The organism is Streptomyces sp. NPDC001668 (assembly GCF_042893155.1).
Lineage (GTDB): Bacteria > Actinomycetota > Actinomycetes > Streptomycetales > Streptomycetaceae > Streptomyces.
On sequence record NZ_JBIAUQ010000026.1, the window covers coordinates 48,122 to 62,002 of the forward strand.

Here is a 13,881-nt window from a genome sequence, read left to right on the forward strand (position 1 = left end):
GGGGGGGGGGGGGGCCCCCCCGGCGCGGGGGGGCCCCCCCCGGCCGCCGCCGCCGCCCCCCCCCCCCCCCCCCCCCCCCCCCCCCCCCCCCCCCCCCCCGGCCCCGACCCACAACCCACCGCACGCGCTACACAAGCCCCCACCGAAGCCGAGCCAGGCCGCCGCAGGCATCCAGGGGCGCGGGGAACTGCGCAAAAACGCCCGCCCCCACCAACCCGCACCCAACCAACCACCCACCCACCCACCCACCCCGAACACGGTGGCCAGCCCCCCCACCCCCCTGGCAGGATCACCGCATGCCCAAGCCGCCACTACCCCACCTCACCCGCCGCCAGGCGCAGGCGCTCCAGACCGCGGCCGCCGCCCTCGTGGCCCTCGGCCTGATCCTGTGGTGGCTGCTCCCCTTGGGCGAGACCCCCCCGACCGGCACGATCACCTTCAGCACGGGCACAAAGGCAGGCGTCTACCAGAAGTACGGCGCTCTCCTCCGCATGGAGATCCACAAGGACATGCCGGACCTGAAGGTGAAGCTGGAGACCAGCGCAGGCTCCCAGGAGAACGTCAGACTCGTCGCGACCGGAAAGTCCGACTTCGCCATCGCCGCGGCAGACGCCGTGGAGACCTACCAGCAGAACGGCGACCCCGGCGCCGACCAGCTCCGCGGCCTGGCCCGCCTCTACGACGACTACGTACAGCTCGTCGTCCCCACCGACTCGGACATCCACACCGTGGCCGACCTGAAGGGCAAGCGCGTCTCCATCGGCGTAGCCAACTCCGGCGTACGACTGATAGCGGACCGCGTGCTCAAGGCGGCCGGCATCGACCCGGACAAGGACATCCGGCCGAGGGCGGAAGGCATCGACACCGGCCCCAAGCTCCTCGGCCACGGCCTGGACGCGTTCTTCTGGTCCGGCGGCCTGCCCACCGACGGCCTGAAGCAACTGGCCGAACGCTCGGCGTTCCGCTTCGTCCCGATCGAACCGTCCCTCGTGGCGGCGCTGCACGCGGAGGGCGAGCCCACCCGCTACTACCGCGCCACCAACATGCCGGCGTCGGCGTACCCGTCCGTCCAGAACGGCAGGACCGTCCCGACGATGGCCGTCTCCAACCTGCTGATCACCCGAGAGGACATGAACCCCGAGCTCACCGAGTGGCTCACCCGGACCGTGATCAAGAGCAGGGACGGCATCGGCCGGGACGTCCACTCCGCCCAGCTGGTGGACGTCCGTACGGCGATCTACACCGACCCGGTCCCCCTCCACGAGGGCGCCCGCCGCTACTACCGCTCGGTCAAGCCGTAGGGCGAGTGCGGGGCACCGACACGGTCACCACCAGCCCGTGCGGCTCGTGGTGACCGTACGCGATGGCCCCGCCCCCCGCCGCCAGCAGCGCCCGCGAGATGGACAGGCCCAGCCCGGACCCCTTGACGTTCTGATGCCGCCCGCTGCGCCAGAACCGGTCGCCGACCCGCGCGAGTTCCTCGTCGGTGAGCCCGGGCCCGCGGTCGGCGACGACGACGGTCGAGGTGTCCCCGTCCGCGGCGACCGTCACCTGGACGGTCTCGTCCTTCGGCGTGAACTTGAGCGCGTTGTCGATGACGGCGTCGAGGGCGCTCGACAGGGTCACGGGGTCGGCCCAGGCGGTGGTGGGCGGACAACTCCCCACCAGCCGCACCCCCTTGGCCTCGGCGGTCGGCGTCCACGCGGCCACGCGCTCGGCCGTCAGCTCCCCGATGTCGGTGATCCTCAGGTCCGCCTCGGTGTGCTCGGCGAGGGCGAGGTCGAGGAGATCGTCGAGGACCTGGGCCAGCCGCTTCCCCTCCGCCTGCACGGAGGCGATCTCGGTGTTCCCCTCGGGGAGTTCGAAGGCGAGCAGCTCGATCCGGAGCAGCAGTGCGGCGAGCGGGTTCCGCAACTGGTGCGAGGCGTCGGCGACGAAGGCCCGCTGCTGTTCCAGCACGTCCTCGACGTTGTCCGCCATCTCGTTGAACGACTTTGCCAGGCGCCGGAGTTCGGGCGGGCCGCCGGCGACCGCGACCCGGGACTTCAGGGCGCCGCTCGCGATGGAGTGCGTGGTGGCGTCGAGGACCCGCACGGGTCTCAGCACCCACCCGGTCAGCCGCAGCGCGGCGCCGACGGCCAGCAGCATGGCGGCGAGTTCGCCCGCGAAGATGACCAGCCAGTCCTGCAGGATCCGTGAACGCATCGGCCCGGTGGGCGAGTCGGTGACGACGACCGCGACGACGTCCCCGTCCCGGATCACCGGCGAGGCGACGACCAGCCGGCCCCGCTGCCAGGGCCACACCTGCTTGGGGTCCTGACTGCGGCGACTGAGCAGGGCCTCGCCGAACGCGTCGCGCACCTCGCCCTCCCGGGGGAGGAACCACCCGCGGGGCGCCGTGGCCATGGGTACGTCGCCGTCGTAGAAGACACCGACACGGATGCCGTAGACCTTGTAGTAGCTGGTGAGTTCACTCTCCAGGGTCTCCAGGCGCTCGTCGGAGGCGTCGGTGACGAACTGGGCGAGCGCCGCGAAGTGCGCGGTGTCGTCGATGCGGTCGACGACGACCTTCTGCTGCTGCGCGGAGGCCACACCGATGGCGAGCGGCACGCCCAGGGCCAGCAGCACGGCGGCCATGAGGACGATGAGCAGCGGAAGCAGACGTGTACGCACGACGCCTACGCCCCGGACCGAGGCAGCGGGCCCGGACACCCGCGGGTGGAACCGCACGGCACCCCGGCCACCCGGTGCACGTACCTCGGCCTCGAGCTCCCGCCCGGCCGCAGCAGCCGTACGGCTCCCCGTCGATCACCGCACCCGCGGGCACCCACACCGCCCCGCTCACCCGCGCCCACAGCCACCGTCCCTCACCCGACCCGTTTCCCTCCCCAGAGCCTCGCACAGCTCTCGCCGCACACCGTCACCCCCAGCTTCACCGCACCCGCTGAACACCCCGCCCGCTGCCCCCCTGGTCCGCACGTAGCCCCCACCCCGGACCGGCCCCTCACACCCCCGGCGCCACCAACCGGTACCCGACCCCCCGCACCGTCTCGATCAGCGCCGGCATCCGCAACTTCGCGCGCAGGGACGCCACATGGACCTCCAGCGTGCGGCCGGTCCCCTCCCAGCTGGTGCGCCAGACCTCGCTGATGATCTGCTCGCGGCGGAAGACGACACCGGGCCGCTGGGCGAGCAGCGCGAGGAGGTCGAACTCCTTGCGGGTGAGCTGGACGACGGTGCCGTCCACGGTGACCTGACGGGTCGGCAGTTCGATGCGTACGGCGCCGAGGACCAGCGCGGTGTCCCCGCCGGGCGCGTCCTCGTGGACGGTGCGCCGGCTGACGGCGTGGATCCGGGCGAGCAGTTCACCGGTGTCGTACGGCTTGACCACGTAGTCGTCGGCGCCGAGGTTGAGCCCGTGGATGCGGGAGCGTACGTCGGAGCGCGCGGTGACCATGATCACCGGCGTGCTGGTGCGCTTGCGGATCTTGCCGCACACCTCGTAGCCGTCCTGGTCCGGGAGGCCGAGGTCGAGCAGCACGACCCCGAAGCCGTTGCCCTCGGGAACGAGCGCCTGGAGCGCCTCCTCGCCGCTGCGCGCGTGCGTGACGTCGAAACCGTGCCGGGCGAGCACCGCGGACAGCGCGGCGGCCACGTGGTTGTCGTCCTCGACGAGGAGAAGTCTCACCCCGGCCCCCTTTGGTTCATCGGACGTACTATCTGAATATGCGCTGAACAGGTACAAATGTGCGGGCACACGCGCGCGTGCGCACCGTGCAGTCATGCTGATGGAAGAGGACGGCGTCAAGTGGGTTCCGGTTGCGCCGCGGTTCCGTTACCCGGCCGATACGCACACCGGATGCGCACTGGTGGCAAGTGCTACGACACGTGTCCGATTGCTATCGGATCGTGATGCTCAGATTCCCCTCAAGACTGATGACGCTGGTCGCATGGGGTCACTACTGTCCTCCGAAACCGAGGAGGACGGAGCCAGAGAGCGATGACCGATGTATCGGCGGCCAAGGAAGATGCGGTCGCGACCGGCGAGCTGGTCGTCCTGAAGAGCGTCAACAAGCACTTCGGCGCGTTGCACGTACTCCAGGACATCGACCTGACGATCGCCCGCGGCGAGGTCGTCGTGGTCATCGGACCCTCCGGGTCCGGGAAGTCCACCCTGTGCCGCACCATCAACCGCCTGGAGACGATCGACACGGGTTCGATCGCCATCGACGGCAAGCCGCTGCCCCAGGAGGGCAAGGAGCTGGCCCGGCTGCGCGCCGACGTCGGCATGGTCTTCCAGTCCTTCAACCTCTTCGCGCACAAGACCGTGCTCGAGAACGTGATGCTGGGTCAGATCAAGGTCCGCAAGGCCGACAAGAAGCAGGCCGAGGAGAAGGCGCGCGCCCTGCTCGACCGGGTCGGCGTCGCCACCCAGGCGGACAAGTACCCCGCTCAGCTGTCCGGCGGCCAGCAGCAGCGGGTCGCGATCGCCCGGGCCCTGGCGATGGACCCCAAGGTCATGCTCTTCGACGAGCCCACATCGGCGCTCGACCCCGAGATGATCAACGAGGTGCTGGAGGTCATGCAGCAGCTCGCCCGCGACGGCATGACAATGATCGTCGTCACGCACGAAATGGGTTTCGCACGATCGGCCGCAAACCGCGTGGTGTTCATGGCGGACGGACGGATCGTCGAGGAGGCTGCGCCCGACCAGTTCTTCAGCAACCCCCGCAGCGACCGCGCCAAGGACTTCCTGTCGAAGATCCTGCACCACTGACGTGCCACCCGGATCGACCACCGACGGCTCTCATCTCTTCACCACCCAAAGGATGTTCACCATGAAGCTCCGCAAGGTCACCGCCGCCTCGGCCGCCGTTCTCGCCCTCGCCCTGTCCGCGACAGCCTGCGGCGGCGACAGCAAGGACGAGGGCTCCGGCTCGGGTTCCGGCGGCGGCACGATCAAGATCGGCATCAAGTACGACCAGCCCGGCCTCGGTCTGAAGAAGCCCGACGGGTCCTTCTCCGGCTTCGACGTGGACGTGGCGACGTACGTGGCCAAGGAGCTCGGCTACAAGCCCGATCAGATCGAGTTCGTCGAGACCAAGAGCGCCGACCGTGAGAACGCGCTGGCCCGCAACGACGTGAAGTTCATCGCGGCCACCTACTCGATCAACGACGAGCGCAAGAAGAAGGTCGACTTCGCCGGCCCGTACCTGCTGGCCCACCAGGACCTGCTGGTCAAGAAGGACTCCAAGATCAGCGAGGCCACGGACCTCAACGGCGAGAAGCTGTGCTCCGTGACCGGCTCCACCTCGGCGCAGAACGTCAAGGACGACTTCGCCCCGAAGGCCCAGCTGCGTGAGTACTCCGGCTACTCGGAGTGCATCGCCGGCCTCCAGAGCGGTGCCGTCGACGCGCTGACCACGGACGACTCGATCCTCGCGGGCTTCGCCTCGCAGGACAAGTACAAGGGCCAGTTCAAGCTCGCCGGCCTCAAGCTGAGCAACGAGAACTACGGCATCGGTGTGAAGAAGGGCGACACCGCCACCGTCAACAAGATCAACAAGGCCCTCGAGAAGATGGTCAGCGACGGCTCCTGGCAGAAGGCGGTCGACAAGAACTTCGGCCCGGCCGGCTACAAGAACGAGCCCGCCCCGAAGATCGGCGTCATCGTCAAGTAACGCAGGGATCGACCCGCGCAGCGTTGTGACCGCGGTTCGGCCGCGCCCCGGAAGGGGCGCGGGAACCGCCCGACGAGCCACAGCGAGTCCGCGGCCGACCATCGGCAGGCGCCGACCGTCCAGCGGAGCGTCTGCGCAGGGATCGACCGGCGCGCCGCCGCCCGCCGCGATCAGGGCGGCGGCGCGTCGCGCCCCTCCACACCTCCGCCACACACCCGGAAGCGCGGGAGATCGTGTTCGACTTTATTTCAGACTATGACGACCCGAGCCTGTGGGGCGCCTTCTGGATGACGGTGAAGCTGACCTTCTTCTCCGGCATCGGCTCCCTCATCTGGGGCACCCTGCTGGCCGCGATGCGGGTCAGCCCCGTCCCGCTGATGCGTGGGTTCGGCACCACCTACGTCAACATCGTCCGGAACATTCCCCTGACGGTCATCATCGTCTTCACCTCCCTCGGCCTCGCCGACATCTTCCGCATCACGCTGGGCGCGGGCGACGACGTGAAGGTCATGAGCTTCCGGCTGGCCATCCTCGGTTTCATCATCTACACGGCCGCGTTCGTCTGCGAGGCGATCCGCTCCGGCATCAACACGGTGCCGCTCGGGCAGGCGGAGGCAGCCCGTGCGATCGGGCTCAACTTCAGCCAGACCCTGCGCCTCATCGTGCTGCCGCAGGCCTTCCGCTCGGTCATCGGCCCGCTGGCCAACGTCCTGATCGCGCTGACGAAGAACACCACGGTGGCGGCCGCGATCGGCGTGGCCGAGGCCGCGTACCTGATGAAGGGAATGATCGAGAACGAGGCTCAGACGCTGCTCATCGGCGCGATCTTCGCCTTCGGTTTCGTGGTACTGACCCTGCCCACCGGCCTCTTCCTCGGCTGGCTGAGCAAGCGACTGGCGGTGAAGCGATGAGCTCGGTCCTCTACGACACCCCGGGCCCCCGCGCCAAACGGCGCAATGTCCTGCTGTCGATCGTCTTCACCCTCGTGCTCGCCCTCGTGCTGTGGTGGGTGTGGCGGACGATGGACGACAACAACCAGCTGGAGTGGGACCTCTGGGAGCCCTTCACCACGGGTGAGGCCTGGACGACCTACCTCCTGCCCGGCCTCGCCGACACCCTCAAGGCCGCGGCGATCTCCATGGTGATCGCCCTGCCCCTGGGCGCGGTCTTCGGTATCGCCCGGATGTCCGACCACGCCTGGGTGCGGGGCGTGGCCGGCACGGTGGTCGAGTTCTTCCGGGCCATCCCGGTCCTGCTGCTGATGCTGTTCGCCAACGAGCTCTACGTCCGCTCGTCCCTGAACATCAGCAGTGAGGAACGGCCCCTGTACGCCGTCGTCACCGGTCTGGTGCTCTACAACGCCTCGGTGCTCGCCGAGATCGTCCGGGCCGGCATTCTCTCGCTGCCCCGGGGGCAGACGGAGGCGGCCTACGCGGTCGGTCTGCGCAAGGGCCAGACGATGACCAGCATCCTGCTCCCGCAGGCGGTCACCGCGATGCTGCCGGCGATCGTCAGCCAGCTGGTGGTCATCGTGAAGGACACCGCGCTGGGCGGCGTGATGCTCGGCTTCACCGAGCTGCTCAACGCGCGCCAGACGCTGGCGGCCAACTACGCCAACGTCATCCCCAGCTTCATCGTCGTGGCGATCATCTACATCATCGTCAACTTCATCCTCACCAGCTTCGCGAGCTGGCTGGAGCAGAGGCTGCGGCGGAGCAAGAAGAGCACGGGTGCGGTGCTGGGCGAGGACACGGTGGAGGTCAACCCCGCCGCCGTGCGCGGCGCCTACGGAACCGGCGAGAACACCGGCGGCGGATTCTGACGCCCAATCAAGTGGGTTGAACGGTCCACCCGGACGACACGGAGGCAGTGGCATGATCGCCACTGCCTCCGTCACTTGACGCAAGCACCGGCAATGGGTTGCATACGTTCTGTGATCGTGCACCCTGCCCCAACCTCCTGTTCAGATACGTCTCCCGGCATTCCGCTGCGGGCAGGGGGCGCCGCGCCGTGGACCCGGTGATCATCGTCGGAGCGGGGCCCGTCGGGCTCACGCTCGCCCTGGCGCTGGCGCGTCAGGAGGTCCCCTCCGTGGTCCTCGACGAGGGCCCGGGCAAGGACGAACCCCGCCTGGCCCGCACCGCCGTACTGCACGAGGACACCGCCGCCCTCATGTCCCGGCTGACCGGAGTGCCGGTCACCGAACTGGGTGTGCACTGGGCCGGATGGCGGTCGATGCGCCGCAAGCAGGTGATGCGCGAGGTCGACTTCGAGGAGGCCGGGGACGCCCCCCTGCACCTCGCCCAGCATGTGCTGACCGGCGCCCTGCGCGCCGCCCTCGCCGAGGAGCGCCTGGTCAGGCTCGCCCCGGACAGCCGTCTCGACACCGTCGAGCAGGAGCCCTCGGGCGTCACCGCCCACACCCGTGGCCCCAAGGGCACCTGGTGGCGCGGCAGTTACCTGGTCGGCTGCGACGGCCCGCGCTCCACCGTCCGCAAGCTCGAAGACATCCGCTTCCCGGGCCGTACGGCCGTGGAGCGTCACGCCGTCGCCGCCCTGCGCACCGAACTCCCCTTCGAGGAGCGGGCGTTGCTGCACCGGATGCCGCCGTGGCGGACGACCGGACCGACGGCCGGGGAGATCACCGCCCGCCCGCTCCCCGAGGGCGTGTGGCGCCTGGACTGGCTGCTGCCGCCGGGCAAGGACCTGGTCACCCCCGAACTCCTGGTGGCCCGCGTCCGCGAGACCCTGGCGGGCTGGACGGACGGCTCGACACCGCCGTACGAACTCCTCGACACCGGAGTCCACACCGTGCACCACCGGCTGGCCCGCCGCTGGCGCGCCGGCCGGGTCTTCCTCGCCGGGGACGCGGCGCACTGCCTCGGGGCGCTCGGCACGCAGGGGCTCGACGAGAGCCTCCGGGACGCCGACAACCTCGCCTGGAAACTGGCCCTGGCCTGGCATCACGGCCCGCACGAGGCGCTGCTCGACAGCTACCAGACCGAGCGGCGCGCCGCGATCGCCGGGCGGCTGCGCGCCGCCGACCAGGCGCTGCCCCTGCTGCGCGGCGGCGGGGGTCTGCGCTCGGTGGTCCCCGGCTCGGCCCGGAGCCACGACGCGTTGCTCACGGACGGTCACCTGGGGCGCGGCCCGCTCGGCACGCCGGGGGCGTACGCCGACTCACCGCTCGCCCCCCGGCACCTCGAAGGAGAGGTGCCCGTCGACACCCTGCCCGGGGAGCCGGTCACGGATGTGCGGGTCACCGCCGAGGACGGCTCGTTCGTACGGCTGCGCGAGCGCCTCGGCCGGGGCGCGCTGCTCGTCGTCCTGGTCGCACCGGGCACCGGCGTGTGGGAGCGCAAACACTGGGTGACCGCCGGGATCATGCCCCGCCTGGCCGCGGCGGTGACCGCGCTGCCGCACTCCGCCGAACTCCTGGTCGCCGAGGAGTACCCGGGCGCGGCCCCGCACACGGTCCTTCTCGTACGGCCCGACGGTCACCTCGTCACCGCGCTGAGCGGGGTCCGCCCGGCCGACCTGTACGCGGCGGCCGAGACGGCACTCGGCGGCCCTCCCACGAAGGCCGAGGCGAACGCGGGGGCCGGCCCGCGTTGACGTGCTCACTGTCACTGTGCGTCCACATAGTGACAGTGAGTTGAAACAGCCATCGCGGTCATGGTGTACTCCGGATCGTGACCGACACCTGTGTGCGCCTGTGGCGGAGGGTCCATATGGACCTCGTCCGCTATGCGGGCTGCGTGTGTCGCCCGTCCTGCTGAATTCGCCTCTTCTTTCCTCCGCGTGCCGCGCCTGTGCGACGGCACGCTGTCGCGAACTCTTCTCAGGACGGTACCCGTGTCTGTCTCCCCCGCCTTCCCCTCGGTCTCCTCCGCCGTCGCACCGCCCACCCAGGCCGAACTCCTCGACTTCGTACGGCGCACCGCCGCCGACACCGAGCTGATCGACTCGCTCCCGCTCGACCCCGAGGGCCGCACCTGGGTGCGCCTTGAGGGGCCCGGCGGCAGTGAGGCCTGGCTGATCGGCTGGCCGCCCGGCACCGGCACCGGGTGGCACGACCACGCCGAGTCGGTCGGCGCCTTCATCACCGCCGCGGGCGAGCTCAAGGAGAACTCCCTCGCCGCGCGGCTGCCCGCCGACGGCTGGAAGACCCTCGAACTCTCCGACGACGTGGACCGCGAACGACGGCTGCCGGCCGGCAAGGGCCGCTCCTTCGGCCGGCACCACGTCCACGAGGTCCTCAACGAGTCCACCGAGGTCCACGCGATCTCCGTGCACGCCTACTACCCGCCGCTCCCTCAGATCCGCCGCTACAGCCGCACCGGCCAGACCCTGCGCCTGGAGCATGTGGAGCGGCCGGAGGACTGGCAGTGAGGACCAGCACCGGGCCCGGCGGGCGCACGGCGCCGTAGGGGCCGGGGAGGTCCTGCATGGGCGAGGCGTCGTACCCGGTGGTGCTTCCGCCTTCACCGGACATCGCCCCGGCTCAGAACCCGTCGTCCCCGAGGAACCCCGTCTCCTCCCCCTCCTCCTCCAGCGCCTGCCGGACCACCCGCAGGGCCATGCCCTCGGAGTAGCCCTTGCGGGCGAGCATTCCGGCGAGGCGGCGCAGTCGTTTGTCGCGGTCGAGGCCGCGAGTGGCCCGCAGCTTGCGGTCGACCAGCTCGCGGGCCGTCGCCTCCTCCTGCTCGGAGTCGAGCTGCGAGACGGCTTCGTCGATCAGCGTGGAGTCGACGCCCTTGGTGCGCAGTTCCTGGGCGAGCGCCCGCCGGGCGAGCCCCCGGCCGTGGTGCCGGGACTCCACCCAGGCCTCCGCGAACGCGCTGTCGTTGATCAGCCCGACCTCCTCGAACCGCGACAGCACCTCCTCGGCGGCGTCGTCCGGGATCTCCCGCTTGCGCAGGGCGTCGGCGAGTTGCTTCCGCGTGCGCGGGGTCCCGGTGAGCAGGCGCAGACAGATCGCCCGCGCCCGCTCCACCGGGTCCGCCGGAGACTCCCCCTTCTCGGCCCTCGACGAGGAGAGACCGTCTCCGTCCTCACCGGGCGATTCCCCGAAGCCGCGTCGGCGCTGCCGACGCCCACGGGAACCGCCCGCGCCACGGATCCCCCTCTCACCGGCACGCGAACCCCCGCCTACCGTCCCGGAGCCACGCACCGCCCCTTCGCCGCCGTACGACTCACTGTCTCCGTACGACTCGCTGTCTCCGTACGACGGACGGTCGCCGTAGGGCGAACCGTCGCCGCCGGAGCGAGCGACCCGAAAGGGCCGGCCGTCGCCGTACATCAGCGCACGGCCGTACTCCCCGTCCGCACCGCCCGCGGGCTCGTCACCGTGGGCCCGGCCCACTCCCCGCGACGCCGAACGGCCGCGTCCCCCGTCCGCCCCCTGCCCCGCACCGCCCCCGTGTCCGTCGCCGCCCCGCCCGGCAGAACCCCCGTCGCCCTTTCCGCCCCGTCCTCGCGGAGCGTCCTCGTGCTCGGTCCAGTCGGTTCGCCGTGTCACAGGATCAGCTCTTGGCGGCCGGGGCCTTGGCCTTCGTCGCCTTCGCGGCCGCCGGAGCAGGCACCTTCGCGGTGTCGTCCGCGGGGGCGGTCACCGCGGCGTCCGCACCCGGCTCGGCGGCAGGCTCCACGGGACGCACGCCGACGCCCAGCTTCTCCTTGATCTTCTTCTCGATCTCGTTGGCCAGGTCGGGGTTGTCCTTCAGGAAGTTGCGCGCGTTCTCCTTGCCCTGGCCGAGCTGGTCGCCCTCGTACGTGTACCAGGCGCCGGCCTTGCGGACGAAGCCGTGCTCCACGCCCATGTCGATCAGACCGCCCTCGCGGCTGATGCCCTGGCCGTAGAGGATGTCGAACTCGGCCTGCTTGAAGGGCGGCGCGACCTTGTTCTTGACGACCTTGACGCGGGTGCGGTTGCCGACCGCGTCCGTGCCGTCCTTCAGGGTCTCGATACGGCGGATGTCCATGCGCACCGAGGCGTAGAACTTCAGCGCCCGGCCACCGGTCGTGGTCTCCGGGGAGCCGAACATCACGCCGATCTTCTCGCGCAGCTGGTTGATGAAGATCGCCGTGGTCTTGGACTGGTTGAGCGCGCTGGTGATCTTCCGCAGGGCCTGGCTCATCAGACGGGCCTGCAGACCCACGTGGGAGTCGCCCATCTCGCCCTCGATCTCCGCGCGCGGGACGAGCGCGGCGACGGAGTCGATGACGATGAGGTCGAGGGCGCCGGAGCGGACCAGCATGTCCACGATCTCCAGGGCCTGCTCGCCGTTGTCCGGCTGGGACAGGATCAGGTTGTCGACGTCGACGCCGAGCTTGCGCGCGTACTCGGGGTCGAGGGCGTGCTCCGCGTCCACGAAGGCCACCTGGCCGCCGGCCCGCTGTGCGTTGGCCACCGCGTGCAGGGTCAGGGTCGTCTTGCCGGAGGACTCCGGCCCGTACACCTCCACCACACGGCCGCGCGGGATACCGCCCACGCCGAGCGCGACGTCGAGTGCGGTCGACCCGGTGGGGATGACCTCGATGGGCTCGTTCGGCCGCTCGCCCATGCGCATGACCGCGCCCTTGCCGAACTGCCGTTCAATCTGTGCGAGCGCGGCGTCCAACGCCTTCTCGCGGTCGGTTCCTGCCATGGGTTCCACCCGATTTGCTTGAGTCGATCGCTTCACGTCAAAGACGCTAACGCCTGCCACTGACAATGGGCCCCGACGCCCGCCCAGCCTGTGGATAACTCGGACACTTCTCCATGCAAACCATGTCGAAACGCCCGCCGTCGGCTTCGCCGGAACTTCCATAAGAATGGATGTTCGATTTTCGTGTCAAGCGCACCACGCGGCACCCGGGACACTTCCCGCGGCGCGCTCCGGAGGTTCCCCCGGACCCCCACCGGCTACTTCCCGCGGCGTACTTCGGACGCCTTCGACGGTACGACGACCGGACGGGCCGTTCTCGCGAGTCTTGTGCCATGGACACTCCGACGAGCACCCGAGAAACGACCCGGACCACCCCTCGGCGCGACCGTGGAACGGCACATCACCCCACCGTGATCGCGACCCTGTCCGCACTGCTCCTGCTCGCCGCGTCCATCGCCGGCCAGATCGCCGCCGGCGCGGACTGTCCCACCGTGCCGCCCGGCCTCGTCATCCCACTCGTGGCGGCGGCCCTCCTGGCCTGGCGGACGAACGGCTGGACGACCGGACTCGCCCTCGGGGTCGGCCTGTTCATCGGGGTGGGCGCGATCCTGACCCCGGACACCGGTGACCAACTCTCCTCGGGGGAGACCGCGCTCATCGCCTCGACGGTCGCCGAACTCCTCGCCCTCGCCGCCCTGGTGATCGCCGGAGCCGCGGCCTGCCTGGCCCGGAAGGGAGCGCGGCCCCGATGGACCCGGTCCTGACGAATGCGCCGACGGCGCCGACCCGGACGTCGGCACGACGGACCATCGGCGCACGCCGCGTGGAGCGTTTCTGCCACGCCACCGGGCTCCTCCTGGTCCTCTCCGGGCTCGCGCACCTGGTGGTGTTCGCCGTGGACGGCGGCCCCTGGGACGGGCCGGTCTCCTGGCGCAAGCCGGTGACGTTCGGGGTGTCCTTCGGGGTGACCCTGATCGCGGTCACCTGGGTCACGTCGTATCTGCGCGTCGCCCCGCGCCCCCGCGCCCTGCTGCTCGCGGTGTTCGCGGCGGACTGTGGGGTGGAGGTCGGCGGCATCACCCTCCAGGCGTGGCGCGGGGTGCCCTCGCACCTCGACATGGAGACACCCTTCGACACGGCGGTCTCCATGACCCTCGCGGTGGGCGGCGGCGTCCTGGTGGTGCTCCTGACGGTGTTCGCGGTCGCCTCCTTCCGTCACCGGCCCTCGGGTCCGGCGGGGATGGACCTCGCGGTGCGGTCGGGGTTCGCGATCCTGCTCGTCGCGCTCGCCTCCGGCGCCGCGATGATCGCGCGCGGTGTCGTCCTCACCCGCACCGGTCACCAGGAGGCGGCCTACCACTCGACCGCCCCGCTCAAGCCGCTGCACGGCGTGAGCCTGCACGCGGTCCTGGTCCTGCCCGCACTGGCCTGGCTGCTGTCCCGCACGTCCTGGAGCGAGCGACTGCGGCGACGGATCCTGTACGCGGCGATCGGCTCCTACGTCACGGCCGTCATCGGCGCCGCGGTGTGGGCCGCCCTCTCCTACTGAA

The 13,881-nt window shown here is 70.6% G+C and carries 14 protein-coding genes; 10 read left to right on the forward strand and 4 right to left on the reverse strand.

Features of this window, described 5'->3' with window-relative positions; translation table 11 throughout:
* Positions 1 to 296 precede the first annotated feature (296 nt).
* Positions 297 to 1,301 (forward strand): TAXI family TRAP transporter solute-binding subunit, encoded by a 1,005-nt coding sequence (locus ACFYZ8_RS44075; protein ID WP_359040474.1) that lies wholly within the window; start codon positions 297 to 299, stop codon positions 1,299 to 1,301.
* Here the strand turns inward: ACFYZ8_RS44075 and ACFYZ8_RS44080 are convergent.
* Both ACFYZ8_RS44080 and ACFYZ8_RS44085 read right to left on the reverse strand, forming a co-directional pair.
* Positions 1,291 to 2,673 (reverse strand): HAMP domain-containing sensor histidine kinase, encoded by a 1,383-nt coding sequence (locus ACFYZ8_RS44080; protein WP_359040472.1) that lies wholly within the window; start codon positions 2,671 to 2,673, stop codon positions 1,291 to 1,293. The two genes, ACFYZ8_RS44075 and ACFYZ8_RS44080, sit on opposite strands and share 11 nt — an antisense overlap.
* Before the next feature lie 331 nt (positions 2,674 to 3,004).
* Complete coding sequence (locus ACFYZ8_RS44085) at positions 3,005 to 3,688, reverse strand: response regulator transcription factor (protein WP_359040470.1); 684 nt, start codon at positions 3,686 to 3,688, stop codon at positions 3,005 to 3,007.
* A 312-nt stretch (positions 3,689 to 4,000) separates the two neighbouring features.
* Here ACFYZ8_RS44085 and ACFYZ8_RS44090 point away from each other — a divergent pair, with 312 nt between their 5' ends.
* From ACFYZ8_RS44090 to ACFYZ8_RS44120, 7 genes are all read left to right on the forward strand, one after another.
* Positions 4,001 to 4,777, forward strand: coding sequence for an amino acid ABC transporter ATP-binding protein (locus ACFYZ8_RS44090; RefSeq protein WP_359040468.1), 777 nt, complete (start codon positions 4,001 to 4,003; stop codon positions 4,775 to 4,777).
* Positions 4,778 to 4,838: 61 nt separating this feature from the next.
* Entirely contained in the window at positions 4,839 to 5,681 is an 843-nt protein-coding gene (locus ACFYZ8_RS44095; protein WP_388542450.1) for a glutamate ABC transporter substrate-binding protein, read from the forward strand.
* Positions 5,682 to 5,914: 233 nt separating this feature from the next.
* Positions 5,915 to 6,592 carry an amino acid ABC transporter permease gene (locus ACFYZ8_RS44100; RefSeq protein WP_359040464.1) on the forward strand — a complete coding sequence of 226 codons (678 nt, stop codon included), beginning with the start codon at positions 5,915 to 5,917 and terminating at the stop codon, positions 6,590 to 6,592.
* Positions 6,589 to 7,503 carry an amino acid ABC transporter permease gene (locus tag ACFYZ8_RS44105; RefSeq protein WP_359040462.1) on the forward strand — a complete coding sequence of 305 codons (915 nt, stop codon included), beginning with the start codon at positions 6,589 to 6,591 and terminating at the stop codon, positions 7,501 to 7,503. The genes ACFYZ8_RS44100 and ACFYZ8_RS44105 overlap by 4 nt, the downstream gene beginning before the upstream one ends.
* 188 nt (positions 7,504 to 7,691) lie before the next feature.
* Positions 7,692 to 9,296 (forward strand): FAD-dependent monooxygenase, encoded by a 1,605-nt coding sequence (locus tag ACFYZ8_RS44110; RefSeq protein ID WP_388542453.1) that lies wholly within the window; start codon positions 7,692 to 7,694, stop codon positions 9,294 to 9,296.
* Between the two features lie 116 nt (positions 9,297 to 9,412).
* Entirely contained in the window at positions 9,413 to 9,460 is a 48-nt protein-coding gene (locus ACFYZ8_RS44115) for a hypothetical protein (RefSeq protein WP_309506048.1), read from the forward strand.
* Between the two features lie 76 nt (positions 9,461 to 9,536).
* Complete coding sequence (locus ACFYZ8_RS44120) at positions 9,537 to 10,073, forward strand: cysteine dioxygenase (protein WP_388542454.1); 537 nt, start codon at positions 9,537 to 9,539, stop codon at positions 10,071 to 10,073.
* Between the two features lie 112 nt (positions 10,074 to 10,185).
* Here the strand turns inward: ACFYZ8_RS44120 and recX are convergent, their stop codons facing one another.
* Both recX and recA read right to left on the reverse strand, forming a co-directional pair.
* Positions 10,186 to 11,202, reverse strand: coding sequence for a recombination regulator RecX (recX, locus tag ACFYZ8_RS44125; RefSeq protein WP_388542456.1), 1,017 nt, complete (start codon positions 11,200 to 11,202; stop codon positions 10,186 to 10,188).
* A gap of 4 nt (positions 11,203 to 11,206) precedes the next feature.
* Positions 11,207 to 12,331, reverse strand: a complete 1,125-nt coding sequence (gene recA, locus ACFYZ8_RS44130; protein ID WP_388542458.1) for a recombinase RecA — start codon at positions 12,329 to 12,331, stop codon at positions 11,207 to 11,209.
* A gap of 410 nt (positions 12,332 to 12,741) precedes the next feature.
* Here recA and ACFYZ8_RS44135 point away from each other — a divergent pair, with 410 nt between their 5' ends.
* Both ACFYZ8_RS44135 and ACFYZ8_RS44140 read left to right on the forward strand, forming a co-directional pair.
* Entirely contained in the window at positions 12,742 to 13,095 is a 354-nt protein-coding gene (locus ACFYZ8_RS44135; protein WP_388542460.1) for a hypothetical protein, read from the forward strand.
* The gene (locus tag ACFYZ8_RS44140) at positions 13,080 to 13,880 is read left to right on the forward strand and encodes a hypothetical protein (RefSeq protein ID WP_388542462.1); all 801 of its coding nucleotides are present in this window, start codon (positions 13,080 to 13,082) and stop codon (positions 13,878 to 13,880) included. The genes ACFYZ8_RS44135 and ACFYZ8_RS44140 overlap by 16 nt, the downstream gene beginning before the upstream one ends.
* The last annotated feature ends 1 nt before the right edge of the window (position 13,881 follow it).